The organism is Variovorax sp. 679 (assembly GCF_003952185.1).
GTDB lineage: Bacteria > Pseudomonadota > Gammaproteobacteria > Burkholderiales > Burkholderiaceae_C > Variovorax.
The window spans coordinates 103,573-118,663 of the sequence record NZ_RXFS01000009.1 but is presented as its reverse complement, the minus strand read 5'-3'; the positions used below and the strand labels follow the sequence as shown (position 1 = coordinate 118,663).

18 protein-coding genes are annotated in these 15,091 nt (G+C 68.5%); 11 read left to right on the top strand and 7 right to left on the bottom strand.

The window, feature by feature from the left end:
- The first annotated feature begins 34 nt into the window (after positions 1-34).
- From EJO71_RS23580 to EJO71_RS23565, 4 genes are all read left to right on the top strand, one after another.
- Positions 35-553: a GNAT family N-acetyltransferase gene (locus EJO71_RS23580; RefSeq protein ID WP_125951153.1), complete on the top strand. Its 519-nt coding sequence runs from the start codon at positions 35-37 to the stop codon at positions 551-553.
- 1 nt (position 554) lies between these two features.
- Positions 555-1,241 carry a PepSY-associated TM helix domain-containing protein gene (locus EJO71_RS23575; protein ID WP_125951154.1) on the top strand — a complete coding sequence of 229 codons (687 nt, stop codon included), beginning with the start codon at positions 555-557 and terminating at the stop codon, positions 1,239-1,241.
- A 116-nt stretch (positions 1,242-1,357) separates the two neighbouring features.
- Positions 1,358-2,266, top strand: coding sequence for a DUF808 domain-containing protein (locus tag EJO71_RS23570; protein WP_125951155.1), 909 nt, complete (start codon positions 1,358-1,360; stop codon positions 2,264-2,266).
- Positions 2,267-2,463: 197 nt separating this feature from the next.
- Positions 2,464-3,396: a LysR family transcriptional regulator gene (locus EJO71_RS23565; protein WP_125951156.1), complete on the top strand. Its 933-nt coding sequence runs from the start codon at positions 2,464-2,466 to the stop codon at positions 3,394-3,396.
- A 41-nt stretch (positions 3,397-3,437) separates the two neighbouring features.
- Here the strand turns inward: EJO71_RS23565 and EJO71_RS23560 are convergent, their stop codons facing one another.
- Positions 3,438-3,650, bottom strand: a complete 213-nt coding sequence (locus EJO71_RS23560) for a hypothetical protein (protein WP_125951157.1) — start codon at positions 3,648-3,650, stop codon at positions 3,438-3,440.
- 34 nt (positions 3,651-3,684) lie between these two features.
- A complete protein-coding gene (locus EJO71_RS23555; RefSeq protein WP_125951158.1) occupies positions 3,685-4,875 on the bottom strand; it encodes a YncE family protein in 1,191 nt (396 codons plus the stop codon).
- An 85-nt stretch (positions 4,876-4,960) separates the two neighbouring features.
- Here EJO71_RS23555 and EJO71_RS23550 point away from each other — a divergent pair, with 85 nt between their 5' ends.
- From EJO71_RS23550 to EJO71_RS23540, 3 genes are all read left to right on the top strand, one after another.
- Positions 4,961-5,233: a DUF2164 domain-containing protein gene (locus EJO71_RS23550; protein ID WP_093300867.1), complete on the top strand. Its 273-nt coding sequence runs from the start codon at positions 4,961-4,963 to the stop codon at positions 5,231-5,233.
- 75 nt (positions 5,234-5,308) lie between these two features.
- Entirely contained in the window at positions 5,309-5,731 is a 423-nt protein-coding gene (locus EJO71_RS23545; RefSeq protein WP_125951159.1) for a hypothetical protein, read from the top strand.
- Positions 5,732-5,749: 18 nt separating this feature from the next.
- Positions 5,750-6,550, top strand: coding sequence for an enoyl-CoA hydratase/isomerase family protein (locus EJO71_RS23540; RefSeq protein ID WP_125951160.1), 801 nt, complete (start codon positions 5,750-5,752; stop codon positions 6,548-6,550).
- Between the two features lie 110 nt (positions 6,551-6,660).
- On the opposite strand, the gene EJO71_RS23530 is transcribed toward EJO71_RS23540, so the two are convergent.
- Positions 6,661-7,764, bottom strand: a complete 1,104-nt coding sequence (locus EJO71_RS23530; RefSeq protein ID WP_125951161.1) for a M14 family metallopeptidase — start codon at positions 7,762-7,764, stop codon at positions 6,661-6,663.
- A 40-nt stretch (positions 7,765-7,804) separates the two neighbouring features.
- Positions 7,805-9,136: an MFS transporter gene (locus EJO71_RS23525; protein ID WP_125951162.1), complete on the bottom strand. Its 1,332-nt coding sequence runs from the start codon at positions 9,134-9,136 to the stop codon at positions 7,805-7,807.
- Between the two features lie 134 nt (positions 9,137-9,270).
- Between EJO71_RS23525 and EJO71_RS23520 the strand changes: the two genes are divergently transcribed.
- A complete protein-coding gene (locus EJO71_RS23520) occupies positions 9,271-10,173 on the top strand; it encodes a LysR substrate-binding domain-containing protein (RefSeq protein WP_125951163.1) in 903 nt (300 codons plus the stop codon).
- Here the strand turns inward: EJO71_RS23520 and EJO71_RS23515 are convergent.
- On the bottom strand, positions 10,170-10,826 hold the full coding sequence (locus tag EJO71_RS23515; protein ID WP_125951164.1) for a glutathione S-transferase: 657 nt from the start codon (positions 10,824-10,826) through the stop codon (positions 10,170-10,172). The two genes, EJO71_RS23520 and EJO71_RS23515, sit on opposite strands and share 4 nt — an antisense overlap.
- A 71-nt stretch (positions 10,827-10,897) precedes the next feature.
- Here EJO71_RS23515 and EJO71_RS23510 point away from each other — a divergent pair, with 71 nt between their 5' ends.
- Both EJO71_RS23510 and EJO71_RS23505 read left to right on the top strand, forming a co-directional pair.
- On the top strand, positions 10,898-11,767 hold the full coding sequence (locus EJO71_RS23510) for a helix-turn-helix transcriptional regulator (RefSeq protein WP_125951165.1): 870 nt from the start codon (positions 10,898-10,900) through the stop codon (positions 11,765-11,767).
- 55 nt (positions 11,768-11,822) lie between these two features.
- Positions 11,823-12,722 (top strand): SDR family NAD(P)-dependent oxidoreductase, encoded by a 900-nt coding sequence (locus tag EJO71_RS23505; protein WP_125951166.1) that lies wholly within the window; start codon positions 11,823-11,825, stop codon positions 12,720-12,722.
- 2 nt (positions 12,723-12,724) lie between these two features.
- Here the strand turns inward: EJO71_RS23505 and EJO71_RS23500 are convergent, their stop codons facing one another.
- Both EJO71_RS23500 and EJO71_RS23495 read right to left on the bottom strand, forming a co-directional pair.
- Positions 12,725-13,288, bottom strand: a complete 564-nt coding sequence (locus EJO71_RS23500) for a GNAT family N-acetyltransferase (RefSeq protein ID WP_125951167.1) — start codon at positions 13,286-13,288, stop codon at positions 12,725-12,727.
- A gap of 15 nt (positions 13,289-13,303) precedes the next feature.
- Positions 13,304-13,729 (bottom strand): hypothetical protein, encoded by a 426-nt coding sequence (locus tag EJO71_RS23495; protein WP_125951168.1) that lies wholly within the window; start codon positions 13,727-13,729, stop codon positions 13,304-13,306.
- 99 nt (positions 13,730-13,828) lie between these two features.
- Between EJO71_RS23495 and zigA the strand changes: the two genes are divergently transcribed.
- Positions 13,829-15,022 (top strand): zinc metallochaperone GTPase ZigA, encoded by a 1,194-nt coding sequence (zigA, locus tag EJO71_RS23490; protein WP_125951169.1) that lies wholly within the window; start codon positions 13,829-13,831, stop codon positions 15,020-15,022.
- The last annotated feature ends 69 nt before the right edge of the window (positions 15,023-15,091 follow it).

The window sequence follows — 15,091 nt, the reverse complement described above, 5'->3', positions numbered from 1 at the left end:
GACAATACGCGGTTCCATCCGATTTCCCGCATTCATGTCAGATTACGAAGTTCGCCCCGCGACCCTGCGCGACGCCAAGGCCGTCGCCGAAATCCACGCCCTGGCCGTCAAGGCCGCCTACGAAGGCATCCTTCCCGAAGAAGAGCTGCGCTCCCTGGCCCCTGCCTCGCGCGAAGCCAAGTGGCGCGAGGCCATCGAATACAGCGAGCCGCAGGTGTGGGTGGCCGTGTCGGGCAGCGAGATCGTCGGCTTCGTCGGCTTCGACCGCTCGCGCGACCCCAAGACGCCGCCCACCACCGGCGAGATCTGGGCCATCTACGTCAAGCCCGAGCACTGGAGCAAGGGCGCAGGCGTGGCCCTCTGGGACGCCGCGCGCGAAGGCCTGGAGGAAGAGGGCTGCACGACGGTCACCATCTGGGTGCCGATCCGCAACGAGCGCGCCATGCGTTTCCACGAGCTCGCGGGCTTCAAGCGCGAGATGAAGACCGCCAAGACCACCGCCTTCGGCACCGTGCGCGTCGAAGAGATCCGCCTGAAGCGCGACGTGGCCTGACATGGACGCCGCCGGCAGCAACACTCTCGGCCACGCCGCGCGCGTGCGTTCGCATCAACGCCGCACGGTCGCGGTGCAGTGGATCCGCCGTACCCACGGCTGGTTCGGGCTGTGGGGGGCCGTGCTGGGGCTGCTGTTCGGCTTCAGCGGCATCTGGCTCAACCACCGCAACGTGATGAAGCTGCCGCAGGCCCAGGAGCGCACCCGCGCCCAGCTGGCGCTGCCCGATCCGGTGCCGGAAACGCCCGAGGCCATGAGCCGGTGGCTGCAGGACGCGCTGCGCATGAGCGGCCCGCCCAACTCCAGCCGTATCGAGCCCTCCAAGCCCGTCGCGTGGGCCGACAAGGGCGACAAGAGCGCACCGGCACTCACGCAGCCCGCGCACTGGGTGTTCAACTTCGGCGGCCCCAACGAGATCGTGCAGGCCGAGTACTGGCAGGGCAACCGCTCGGTGGGCGTCACCACCACGCACAACGGCATCGTGGCCACGCTCACCAACATGCACAAGGGCGGTGCCATGCCGCTGCCCTGGATCCTGCTGGTCGATACGCTGGCCGGCGCCCTGATCTTCCTGTCGATCTCGGGCGTGGCGCTGTGGATGCTCACGCATCGCCGCCGCCGCGTGGGCCTGGCGCTGTTCGGCGCCTCGCTGGCGGCGGTGCTCGTCATCGCGCTCGGCGCTCTCTGATCCACTGCCTTGTTCGTACCCAGGCGCCCGTCCGGGGTGCCTGCGTACGGGTATTGGCGGGGCGGGTTGCGGCTGCGGATAAGCTCGCCGCTTCTTTTTCAGCCTGAACCCTGCCAATGGCCTCCAGCCTGCTCCTGCTGCTCGACGACATCGCGACCGTCCTCGACGACGTCTCGGTCCTTACCAAGGTAGCCGCCAAGAAAACAGCCGGCGTGCTGGGCGACGACCTCGCGCTCAACGCGCAGCAGGTCACCGGCGTCAAGGCCGATCGCGAGCTTCCGGTGGTGTGGGCCGTGTGCAAGGGCTCCTTCATCAACAAGGCCATCCTCGTGCCCGCGGCGCTGGCCATAGGCACCTGGCTGCCGTGGCTGGTGACGCCGCTGCTGATGATCGGCGGCGCCTTCCTGTGCTTCGAAGGGGCCGAGAAGCTCGCCCACAAGTTCCTGCACAAGAAGGAGCACGACGCCGACACCCAGCGCCACGAAAAGGCCGCTGCCGACGCATCGGTCGACATGGTCGCGATCGAGAAAGACAAGATCAAGGGTGCGGTGCGCACCGACTTCATCCTCTCGGCCGAAATCATCGCCATCACGCTGGGCACCGTGCAGGGCCAGCCTTTCACGACGCAGCTGAGCGTGCTGGTGGGCATCGCGCTGATCATGACCATCGGCGTCTACGGCCTCGTGGCCGGCATCGTGAAGCTCGACGACGCGGGCCTCTACCTGAGCCAGCGCGCCAGCGCGGGCGCGCAGGCCCTGGGCCGCGGCATCCTGGCCGCGGCGCCGTGGCTCATGAAGGCGCTGTCGGTGGCCGGCACGGCCGCGATGTTCCTCGTGGGCGGCGGCATCCTGGTGCATGGCGTGCCCGCGCTGGGCCACGCGGTGGAAGACTGGGCCAAGACCACGGGCGGTGTGTTCGGCACGCTGGGCTCGATGGGCGTGAATGCCGGCGTGGGCCTGGTGGCCGGCGCCATCGTGCTGGCCGTGGTGGAACTGGTGGGCAAGCTGCGCGGCAAGAAAGCCTGATCGACGGCGGGCCTGCGCACCGGATCGAGTTCTGAGCGATCGCAGGGGCGCGGCTGCCCCGGGCCACTGCTCGCGCCGACGGCCATGGCGCCCTTTCCGGATCGACTCATGGCGCAGCCTGCGCGGAGCCATATTGACAGCATGGAGTGCAAAAAATAGGCTCCGATGCGCTTCCATCGATACATGGCGTAATGAATATGCACCGGCAATTCGACGATGTGCTGCTCGGCAGCATCGAGCTGTTCTGCCTGGCGGCGGAGTCGGGCAACTTCACCGCGGCCGCCAACGTCGCGGGCGTCACCCCCGCGGCGGTCAGCCGCTCGATCTCGCGCCTGGAAAAACGCCTGGGCGTGCGCCTGTTCGTGCGCTCCACGCGCAGCAGCCGCCTCACCGAGGCCGGCCGGGAATACTTCGAGCAGTGCCGCTCGGCGCTGCAGCAACTGGTGGAAGCCGAGCGCAAGGTCAGCGGAGAACAGGTGCAGCCCGGCGGCACCATCCGGATCAGCGCGCCGACTCCCTATGCGCACCACCGCCTGCTGCCGTTGCTGCCGGCATTCCGCTCGCGGTATCCGCTGATCCGCGTGGAAGCGCATATCAGCAACCGCAATATCGACTTCCACGAGGAGAACTTCGACGTCGCGATCCGCTTCCGCGCCCAGCCCGATTCCACAATGGTGGCCCGGCACCTCGAAGATGCCGAACTGGTCGTGGTCGCGCATCCCCAGTACCTCCGGCGCGCGGGCCGGCCGTCCACGCTGGCCGACCTGGCGCAGCACGAGTGCATCCAGTTCGACCTGCCCAGCAGCGGCCGGCAGATCGCGTGGCTGTTCAGGGAAGACGGACGCGACAAGGAAGTCGTCTCGGCCGGCCACTACAGCTGCGCCGAGGACGTGCTTGGGGGTGTCACGCTGGCCAGGGCGGGCGCGGGGCTGTTCCAGGCCTATCGCTTCGTGGTCGAGAAGGAGCTGGCCAGCGGGGAACTGGTGGAGGTGCTGCAGCCCTTCGGCGGACGCTCGCGCCCGGTCAGCCTGATGTACCCACACGGCCGGCTGCTGCCTTCGCGCGTGCGGGCCTTCATCGATTTCCTGATGGAGCAGGGCCACACCGCGCTGTCGAAGCCGCGGGCGTGAAGGAACGGCCGGTCGGCCGTTGCCCTGTCTTTATTGCTGGTTTACTGGCGCGTCTTGCCGCGCTTCACCAGCTCGACCACGATCAGCGCCACGCCCAGCACCACTGCAAACCAGCCGACCAGATAGGCCCCCGCGACCATCTCGAACCAGCGCGTGCCCTGCAGGAAGCGCGGCCCCAGCAGGACTGCGACGCCGATCACGAGGCAGAGGATGCCGCGTTCGAGCGTGCGGAGTTGTCGTTTGGGTTGCGCCATGGCTTCTTCGTTCTTTCGGGGGAGTGCGGATCGGTCAGTGCGTCATTTTCCCGCGCATCGCAGCCGGATGGCCCTGCAGCTGGAACGACTTGCCCGTCGGCACCAGCGAATCGCCATCGAGCCGCAGGATCGTGACATCCTGGTCGATGAAATTCCCCACATACAGGTACTTCCCGTCGGCGCTCCACACCGCGCCCTCCGGCAGGCCGCGCACTTCCACCTCGTTGGCGCGCGTGACCTTCTTGCCGTCGATCTTCAGCAGCACCACCGAGCCGTTGCGGTTGTAGAAGTAGGCGCTCTTCGCTGCATTGCTGCCGCGCAGAATCACCGCCACCGCGTGCCTGCCGGTCGGGCTCACGGCCAGGCCCTCGGGGCCGTCGCCGACCACCACCTTGTCGATCACGCGCGGCGGCGCGGCTTCCATGTCGATCACGCTCACCGTGTCGACCTGGCCGTCGGAAGCGCCCGAGTTGCCGTTGTCGGCCGTGAGCGCGAGCCTGCCGTCGGGCGTCACGTCGACGTTGTAGGGCCACAGGCCGGCCGCGAGGTCGACCTTGTTGTAGCTGACCTTCTCGCCGTTCACGTCGAGCAGTGCGATCTTGTGGCTCGGGAACTTGGCCGCCAGCGCGCGCTTGCCGTCGGGCGTGAAGCGCACGTGCGCCACCGAGTCGCCCATGGCCACGGTGTCGACAAGCGTCACCTTCTTGCCCGAGATGCGCAGCACGCTCACCGAGTTGTCGGCGCGGTTGGCCACCAGCGCCAGGTCGCCGGTGCGGTTGATCGACAGGCCGGAAGGCTGCTTGCCGACCTGCAGGGTGTCGAGCAGCTTGGGCGGCGTGGTGGTCAGGTCGATCACGAAGAGCCGGTTGTCGGGCACCTGCCTGCGCGCGCCGTTCTCCTCGATCACGTTGAGCGAATTGGCGACCAGCGCCAGCGTCTCGCCGGGGGTGATCGCGAGGTTGGTCGGCGGGCCGGCGATGGTGTTGTCCAGCTGCAGCGTGCCGAGCACCTTGGGCACGAGCGGATTGGTGCCGATGTCCAGCACCTGCACGGTGTCGCGCCCCATCGGGCCGAGGATCACGGCACCGGCGTCGTTCCACGACTGCTTCTCGTCGTTGGCGACCAGCATCAGCTGGCGCTGGGGCACGGTGGGGGTGAGGTTCGTGCAGCCGGCGAGGACCGCGAGGGCCGCTAGCGCTGTGAGGGGGAAAAGGCGGAACTTCACGGTGTCTGTCTCCGGTGTTGTTGTGAGCGCGCATGGTAGCGAACGGCACAATCGACGGCCCGAACGCCCCGAGGAACGAACCCCCATGAGCATCGAGATACCGAAGGAAGCGCGCCAGCAGGCCATCACCTCCATCGAGCGCTATTTCCGCGAGAACATGGAAGAGCCGATCGGCAACATCGGGGCCGGTGCGTTGCTCGGCTTCTTCCTGGAGGAGATCGGCCCGCTCGTCTACAACAAGGCGGTGGCCGAGGTGCAGGAACGGCTGCAGTCGCGCATTTCGGAGATCGACCTCGAGGTGCACGAGGACGAGTTCCAGTACTGGCGCAAGTTCGACAAGCAGAAGAAAGGCCGCTAGCACCGCAGGCCGGCGTGGTGCCGGCGCATCGCGGCGAATTCAAAGATGCTTCAAAACGTTGCAGAATTCGGGGCCATGCACCTCCACCGCACCTCCCATCGCCGCGCGCTTTCTCCCGTTCTGCGCGCCCTTGCGGCCTTGCCCTTCGTGCTCGCCGCATCCTTCGCCATCGCGCAGCAGGATCCCTCGGGCTTCCCGCTCGACTCGGTCGGCTACCTGAACGAGGAACTGCCCCGCATGGAAGCCGCCATCGCCGCGAAGGACCGCAGCTTCTTCCATGGCGCGATGGTCCGCACGGTGCAGTTCTCCGAACGCTGGGGCTTCAAGAGCAAGGCCAACCCCGAACTCGCCGCATACCCCATGTGCACGGCGGCCGTGATGGACTACGCTGTGGTCGGCATGTGCCGGCTCGCGCCTTCCGACGAGTGCGAACCCGGGCTGGCCTCGCGCTTCGACGCGAACGTGCAGCGCTGCCGTGAACTGGCCGCGAAGAAATAGCTGAAAGAGACATCCGCCATGGACTACGCCGCCCGCTACAAGACCCTCGCCATCGAGCGCCGCGGCGCTAACGGCGCGGTGCTCGACATCCGGATGCTGGCGGTCAATGGCAAGCTGCCCACGGCGGGGCATGACGGCCATCGCGAACTCGCCGAGGTCTGGCGCGACGTGTCGGCCGACGACACGGTCCGCTGCGCCGTGCTGCGGGGCGAGGGCCAGGGCTTCTCGGGCGGCGGCGACCTTGCCATGGTGCAGGACATGACCACCGACGACGTGGTGCGCCAGCGCGTGTGGCGCGAGGCGCGCGACCTCGTCTACAACATCATCAACTGCGACAAGCCCATCGTGAGCGCCATGCACGGCCCGGCCGTGGGCGCGGGGCTGGTGGCGGGACTGCTGGCCGATATCTCCATCGCCGCGAAGCACGCGAAGATCGTCGACGGCCACACCCGCCTGGGCGTGGCGGCGGGCGACCACGCGGCCATCGTCTGGCCGCTGCTGTGCGGCATGGCCAAGGCCAAGTACCACCTGCTGCTGTGCGAACCGGTGAGCGGCGAGGAGGCCGAGCGCATCGGACTCGTGTCGCTTGCGGTGGACGAAGCCGACCTGCTGCCGCGCGCCTACGAGGTGGCCGACCGGCTCGCGGCGGGCAGCCAGAGCGCCATCCGCCTCACCAAGTACGCGCTGAACAACTGGCTGCGCCAGGCCGGCCCGACCTTCGACGCCTCGCTGGCGCTCGAATTCATGGGCTTCGCGGGCGCCGACGTTCGTGAGGGCATCGCCTCGCTGCGCGAGAAGCGGGCCCCCGACTTCGGCTGATTGGCCTCGGATTATTCGCGGGACACCGCGGAGCCGGCTTTGCCGGGCCGCTGGTGTCGCCCCCTGAAAGGGGGTTGGCGAAGCGACACGAAGTGCGCGAAGACTGGGGGTTAGCTCGTTTTCAGCCCCTGCAGCGTCTGCAGCAGCACGACGCGCGTCTGCCCGAGGATCATGCCCTTCCACTCGTCGTTGTCGCAGTAGAACGCGTCGCGCAGCTGCGCACGGATCTCGCGTTTCTGCGCCTCCGGCGCCTCGGGGTGGCGGCGCAGCCAGGTGTCGGCGCGCAGGCGGGTCAGCACTTCGCCGTCGGGCAGCGTGCCGAATTCGAGGCCCATCGGCGCGATCTTCGCGTTGGGGCATTCGTCGTAGGCGGTCGAGATCACCGGACCCGACACGTCGGCCGAGGCCGAGTCGCCGGCAAAGGGCGCGAACACATCGGCACCCCACCAGTCGTGGGCCCGCGCGAGGTCTTCGGGTGTGTTGCGGCCCGGGTAGATCTTCTCGCCGTGGCCGTAGGGGCCCAGGCCCGTGTGCACGTCGATCCAGCCGAGGTGCGTGGCCGAGGCGGCGTACTTGCGCAGGATCTTGCGGATCGTTCCGTTGCTCCACGACGGCGCGGTGCCGCCGTAGAACAGGCCGTCGGGCGATGTGTACTGGCCCCTGGTCACGGCGGCGCGGAAGGCGCGCATGCCGTGCTTCTCGACGTAGGCGGCCACGGCCGCTTCGTCGGCGGGCGTCGGCGGCCAGGTTGCGGGCAGCACCAGCGGCTCGACCTCTGCGTACTCCGCGTTGACGGGCCGCGGCGCGTTGAAGTCGATGTGGTTGCGGTTCAGGTCGATGTTGTCCTCGTTCGTGCGGTGCAGGTGCGAGAACCCATGCGGGTTGATCGCATGCACCAGCAGCAGCGAGACGCCGGCCTGCTCGAGCCGCGAAAGCAGGTCGGCATCGTTGAGCGTGGCGATCTGCGTGCCCGAGCCGCAGAAGCCCTCGGGGCCGTGCGTGCCCGAGCTCACGAGCAGTACCTTCTTCGCGTCGACGGCGCCGATCAGCGCGACGTCGGTGGCCAGTTCTTCGCCGAGCGCACCGCGGTGCGCCTCAAGCACGAACGACTCGACGGCCGCACCGCGCTGCGCGGCCGCCTCCAGGAACTTGGCGCGGGCTTCGACGTACGTGCCCGAAAAGAACCGCGTGGCGGCGGTGGGTTGTGCTTGCATGAGGTGGGGACTCCTGTGCTTGGAATGTTGACGAAAGCCGTCAGGCGTTCGCGTGGGCGCCTGCCGCATCGATGTCTCGGCCCGTATGGTCGCGCAGCCAGAGCAGGCCCAGCAGCGAAACCAGCGTCATCGCCACGAGGTACCAGGCCGGCGCGAGCTTGCTGCCGGTGGCGTTGAGCAGCCAGGTGCTGATGAAGGGCGCGAAGCCGCCGAACAGCGCCACGCCCACGCTGTACACCAGCGACATGCCGCTGGCGCGCACCGCCTTCGGGAACATCTCCGGCAGCATCGTGATGCCGGGCACCGTCTGCACCACCAGGCCGAAGCTGAACACGCCGAGCACGACGAACAGCACCGTGGGCGTGGGCGAGGCGTTGAGCCACAGGAAGCCCGGGTAGATCAGCACCGCCAGCGCGACGCGGCTCCAAACGATCAGCGTCTTGCGGCCCACCACGTCCGACAGCTTGCCGACGAAGGGCGCGAAGGCGAACGAGATCAGGCCAGTGAGCGCGGCGCCGAAGAGCGCCACCGAAGGCGTGAAGCCGAGCTCGCGCACGGCGTAGGTCGGCATGTAGAAGGTGACGACGTAGGCGGCCGTGGTGCCGCCGACCAGCGAAAGAATGGCCGCCAGCACCGTCCTGCCGTGCTGCGTGCAGACGATCTTCAGGCTGCTCTCGCGCGGCGCGGCGGCCTCCTGCGGCGAGATGTGCAGCGACTCTTCGAGGTGGCGGCGGATGTACATGCCCACCGGCGCGATCAGCATGCCGATGACGAAGGGCACGCGCCAGCCCCAGCTCTGCATCGATTCCGCCGACAGCGTGAAGGTCAGCAGGCCCACCACGACCGCGCCGAGCATCACGCCCAGGCCCTGGCTCGCGAACTGCCAGCTCGCCATGTAGCCGCGGTTGGCCGGCGTGGCGTGTTCCACCAGCAGCGTGGTCGACGCGCCGACCTCGCCACCGGCCGAGAAGCCCTGGATGAGCCGCGCCAGCACGATGACGATGGGCGCCGCGACGCCGATGGCCGCATAGGTGGGCGTGAAGGCGATCAGCGCGCAGCCCAGCGCCATCAGGAAGATGGTGAGCGTCATGGCCTTCTTGCGGCCCGCGCGGTCGGCATACGCGCCGATCACGATGCCGCCCAGCGGCCGCATGATGAAGCCCACGCCGAAGCTGGCCACCGTCAGCAGCAGCTGGCCGTAGGAACTGAAGGTGGGGAAGAACAGCTTGCCGATCACCAGCGCCAGGAAGCCATAGACGGTGAAGTCGAAGAACTCCAGCCCGTTGCCGATGGTGGTGGCCACGATGGTCTGGCGGCGGCGCGCGGGCGACGAGGACGGCGCGGGCCGGGTGCTTGGGGTGCTGCTGCTCATGTCTCTCCAGTGTTGGCTTTGCTTTTCGAGGATGTCGGTCGAAGGTATCTACACCTTGGCCGCGCCGGATGCTAGAGATTCGCCGCTGTCATGAAAAGACAATAATTGGGCGTCAAAGATAACTTTTGGTTGTCATGAAACCCAATCAGTTGCACGCCTTCGTGGCGGTGGTCGAGCAGATGAGCATCCGCGCCGCGGCGCGCGTGCTGGGCATTTCCCAGCCGGCCGTGACCAAGATCGTGCGCGAGCTCGAGCGCGAGGTCGGCGCGCCGCTGGTGGAGCGCAGCGTCAAGGGCGTGCGGCTCACCGAGTTCGGCAAGGCCTTCGCGCCGCGCGCGCGGCTGCTGCTGGCCGACATGCAGCGTGCCCGCGACGAGATCGCGCAGATCCGCGACGGCCTCACCGGCAAGGTCTCGCTGGCCGTCAGCACCTCCTTCGCGCTCACGGTGCTGCCGGCCGCGTTCAAGGACTTCCACGCGCGACTGCCGGCGGTGGACGTGCAGTTCAGTGAAACGGTGCTGCCCTGGATGCTGGCGCGCCTGCGCGAGGGTTCGCTCGACTTCGCGGTGGCGCACGTGGTGCCGGGCCGGCTCGATCCGCAGTTCGAGGCGATGGAGCTCTTTCCGGTGAAGCTGGTGGTGGGCCTGCGCGAGCGCCATCCGCTGCGCGCGAGCCGCTCGATCCGCGAGCTCTACAAGGCCGAGTGGATTCTTCCGGGCGACGACCACTTCAGCGGACGAGAAGCCGTGTCGCCGCTGCTGCCGCTGGGCCTGCCGCCGCCGGCGCGGGTGATACAGGGGCAGTCGGTCACGGTGGCGCTGGCGCTGGTGGGGCAGATGGACCTGGTCGGCCTGTTCGTCGAGCCGCTGGCCACGTTGACCTTCAAGCGCCACGGCATCCGCCGCGTGGAGATCGAGGAAGAGCTGCCGATGCTCAGCGTCAGCGTCATCAAGCGCCGCGGGCAGCTGCTGACGCCGGCCGCGCAGCATTTCGTCGAATGCATCCAGCGGGCCTCAGCGGCGGCGATGGGGGCTTAGCTGGAAGGAGGAAAGTCGGCGCCGGTTTCGCCCGACTTCCATGGCGCGTACTTGTGCATGGCGCGCTCGAAGAGGTCCGAGGCGGTCCAGCCGGACAACCATGCCCGCAGGCGCGGCCAGGGCTGGGCATCGAACCACGCCTGATCGACCATCGTGAACTGGCGGACGAAGGGCATGACGGCGGCGTCGGCCAGTGTTGCGTGCGAGGCGGCCAGCTGCGGCGAGGCGGACAACCGCGCCTCCAGGTCACGCAGGAAGCCGGATCCGTGTTCGCGTGCGGTCTCGCCGCCGTCCGGGTGGCGCTCGGGGTACTTGTAGCGGTCGAGCTGCGGCTTGAATTCGTCGTCGCATCTGGCGACCAGCGCGAGCATGTCCTGCAGCGTGCCGATCGCGGGCTGGAGCCAGCCGGCCGGATCGCTGCGGCGCAGGGCCCACAGCATCACGTCGAGGCTTTGCTCCAGCACCGTGCCGTCTTCGGCGAGCAGCACGGGCACGGTGCCCTTGGGCGAGGCCGCGAGCATCTCGGCGGGTTTGTTCCTCAGCACCACCTCGCGCAGTTCGCATTGCTGGCCGCTGGCGACCAACGCGAGGCGGGCGCGCATCGCGTACGGGCAGCGGCGGAACGAGTAGAGGACGGGCAGGGCGGAAGGCATTCGATTCGGACAGGCGAAGCGGCCCATTTTCGGACATGCCCGGGCGGGTTTTTTCAACACAATCGGTACCCATGGGCGAACGCCTCTTCCTCCGGCTCGACGACGACCCCCTGCACGGGCCGGAATCGGGCGTGCCTGCCGGAACGCTGCGCGCGTTCCCGGTCGGCGCCGCGCTGCGCGGGCATGTCTCGCACGTCATGCTTTACCGCGAGAGCTTCGCCGACGGCCAGGAGATGCGTGAACGGGTGCTGCCCGACGGTGCCGTGCGGCTGGTCTTCAACTTCGGCGATGCGCCCTCCGTCGGCGACGCCAAGGGGGAGGCGGCGGAGGCCATCGGTGCATCGACCGCGCCTGTCGTGGTGTGCATGCGGCGCAAGGTGGAGGGGCTGTCCGTCAGCCTGCGCCCCGGCGCCGCCGCCGTGCTGCTGGGTCTGCCGGCCGGCGAGATCGGCGGCAGCGCGGTGCACCTCGATGCGCTGTGGCACGGCGAAGGCTCGGAGCTGCTCGAGCGCATGGCCGAGGTGCCGGACGATGCGGCGCGGGTGGCGCTGCTGCGGACCGTGCTGCAACGCAGGCTTCGCGACGCCGACACCGCAGGCAACGCCACCGCAATGCATGCCGCGCAGCTCATCGCCGAATCGGACGGGCGCCGCCCGTTGCGTGACGTGGCGGCTGCCGTCGGTATTGGCGAGCGGCGTCTGCAGCAGCTCTTTCATGCCCATGTAGGACTCTCGCCGCGCGCCTGGAGCCGGCTCGCGCGCATGCACGGCTGCCTGCGGGCGCTGCGCCGGCAGCCTTCGCCTGCCTGGGCCGAAGTGGCACTGGAAAGCGGCTTCTACGACCAGTCGCACCTGGTCAACGAGTTCCGTGCGCTGTGCGGCATCACGCCCACCGAGTTTCTCGGGCAGGCGGCTTCGGGTTCTTCCAAGACGGTGCCCTGAGGGCGGACTATCTTCGTCCGCTTTCAGGCAAACACGGATCGAAGGAGCCCATCGGATGAAGAACGAAGACGCAGCAAGCCGCCCGCTCAAGGACTGTGTGGCGGTAGTGACAGGCGCGAGCCGCGGCGCGGGGCGCGGCATTGCCGTCGAGCTGGGCGCGGCCGGCGCCACCGTGTACGTCACCGGGCGCAGCACGCGCGAACAGCCTGCAGGCACCTACGGCCAGTTGCTGGCCCTTTCCGACATGGTGACAGTGCCCGGCAGCATCGACGAAACGGCGGACGAGGTCACGCGCATGGGCGGGCGCGGCATCGCGGTGCGCTGCGACCACACGAACGAAGAGGATGTGGCCGCGCTTTTCGCCCGCGTGGAGCGCGAGGCCGGCCGCGTCGACCTGCTCGTGAACAACGCCTGGGGCGGCCACGAGACATTCAACGGCGTGTTCGAGGCGCCGTTCTGGGAACACCCGCTCGCCAACTGGGACTCGATGTTCGACCGCGGCGTGCGCAACCACCTCGTGGCCAGCCGCTGCGCCGCGCCGCTGATGGTGCAGCGGAAGAAGGGCCTGATCGTCACCACCACCTTCTGGGACCGGGGCAACTACCTGCGCGGCAGCCTGTTCTACGACCTCGCCAAGGCGTCGATGACCCGGCTGGCCTTCGGCATGGCGCAGGACCTGAAGCCGCACGGCGTGGCCTCCATCGCCGTGTCACCCGGCTGGATGCGCACCGAGTTCGTGCTGGCCGGCCACAAGACCGACGAGGCGCACTGGCAGGAGCGGCCCGAGCTGGCGCGCACCGAGTCGCCGCGCTACCTGGGACGGGCCGTCGCGGCGCTGGCCGGCGATCCGAAGGTGATGGGCAGGAGCGGCGAGGTGCTGCGCGTGGCCGACCTGGCGCGCGAATACGGCTTTACCGACATCGACGGCCGGCAGGTCGCAGCCTTCGAGATGTAGCGCTACCCGAGTTCCCGCACGTCGATGCGAAAGCGCAGCTCCGGCGTGCCGCCGAGTCCGGGCAGCTTGACGAATTCCTCGACGAGCAAGCCGCCGTTGGCGCGGATCACCTTCTGCGAGGCGAGGTTGCCGGGATCGGTCGTGATCTCGACGTGATCGAGGCCCCTGGCACGCGCCTCGGGCAGCAGGGCGCGCAGCGCTGTCCTGGCGTAGCCCCGGCCGCTCTTCCACGGCACCACGGCGTAGCCGATGTGGCCTAGGCAGTACTCGGGCAGGGCGTTGGTGCCCGGCTGCCAGCGCAGCTGGATGCTGCCGCAGAACTCGCCGTCCCACATCCAGCGCCGGTAGCCCGGCAGGCGGGGCACGGTGCCGCCGTCCGGCAGCGCGACAGGCGGGCCCTTGGCCTCGGGGTCGACGAGGCTGGCCAGAAAGCGCTCGGGGTCGGCCTGGATCAGCACCAGTTCCTCACGGCCGGCCTCGGGCCGCAGGTTGTTGGGCGACCAGCCGCGTTCGAGCGCGGCGATGTAGCTGGAAAGATGTTCCTGCGAGGGCCAGACGAGTTGCATGGAGGGTCTCTTCCTTCAGTAGGAGCGCAGAGATATGCCCCAGCGCTCGCCGGTTCGCACGACGATCCACAGGTTGACATGCGTGCTGAGCACTGCGCCAGCAGCATCGCGCCGCGTGTAGGTCACGACGAAGTGGACCTTGTCGTTGCCCACCAGCACCGGCTCCTTCTTCTCATACTGCGTGCGCGCCCAGCCGGTGGCCTTCAGCGCATCGAAGAAGCCGGGCGGATGCTGGCCCGGGCCGACCCAGTCGAGCCGTTGCGCGCCCGAAAGCATCACATGCGGAAAGTGCAGCTCGGCGTCCATGCCGTGCGTGTCCGCTGCATTGAAAGCGGCCGTGAAGCGGTCGAGGCAGGCCGAGGCGGCTTCGATCGCGGCTGCATGGGGCTCGCCGGAAGGCGGCGGGGCGACGAAGGCGGAGAAGTCCGGGGAGGCTGTCATGCCCGGATGGTAGGCGAAGGGCGGCATATCATTCAAACGCAACAAGGTTGCATGTGATCCATATAATGCAATTCTGTTGCATATATGGAGCCCGTCCCCATGGCCGACCGCCTTCCCGTCACAGTGCTCTCCGGCTTCCTCGGTGCCGGCAAGACCACGCTGTTGAACCACATCCTCCACAACCGCGAAGGCCGGCGCGTCGCCGTCATCGTCAACGACATGAGCGAGGTCAACATCGACGCCGCCCTCGTGCGCGACGGCGGCGCGGAGCTCTCGCGCACCGACGAGAAGCTGGTGGAAATGAGCAACGGCTGCATCTGCTGCACCCTGCGCGAAGACCTGCTGCTCGAGGTCAGGCGCCTGGCGAAGGAAAAGCGCTTCGACCAGCTCGTGATCGAGTCCACCGGCATCTCCGAGCCGCTGCCCGTGGCCGAGACCTTCACCTTCGCCGGCGAGGACGGCAAGAGCCTGTCCGACGTGGCGCGGCTCGACACCATGGTGACGGTGGTCGACGCCTTCAACTTCCTGCGCGACTACGGCTCCGCCGACAGCCTCGGCCAGCGCGGCCAGTCGCTGGGCGACGAGGACACGCGCACCGTGGTCGACCTGCTGATCGAGCAGATCGAGTTCTGCGACGTGCTGGTGGTCAACAAGACCGACCTCGTCACGGCCGAGGAGCGCGAGCGGCTGATGGCGATATTGCGCAGCCTGAATCCGCGCGCGCGCATCGAGATCTCGGAGTTCGGCCGCGTGGCGCTCGACCGCGTGCTCGACACCGGCCTCTTCGACTTCGAGCAGGCAGAGCAGGCCCCGGGCTGGCTGGCCGAGCTGCGCGGCGAACATGTGCCGGAGAGCGAGGAATACGGCATCCGCAGCTTCGTCTACCGCTCGCGGCTGCCGTTCCACCCCATGCGCTTCTGGAAGCTGGTGCAGAGCGAATGGGAGGGGGTGGTGCGTTCCAAGGGCTTCTTCTGGCTCGCGAGCCGGGCCACGCGCGCGGGCTCGTGGTCGCAGGCCGGCGGCGCCTGCCGCTACGGGGCAGCGGGCTTCTGGTGGGCGGCGGTACCGCGCGAGCACTGGCCGACCGATCCGGATGCGCTGGAGCTGATCCACAAGAACTGGGACCCGGCCACGGGCGACGCTCGCCAGGAGCTTGTGCTGATCGGCATCGGCATGGACGAGGACGCCCTGCGCGCCCAACTCGACGCCTGCCTGCTCACGGAAAACGAGATGCGCTTCGGCGCCTCGTGGTGGCAGAACTTTCCGGATCCGTTCCCGTCCTGGAACCAGTGAACTGATATCTGTGCGGGAAATGCCGCGGAACCGGCTTTGCCGGGCCGCAGGCGTTGCCCCCTGCAAGGG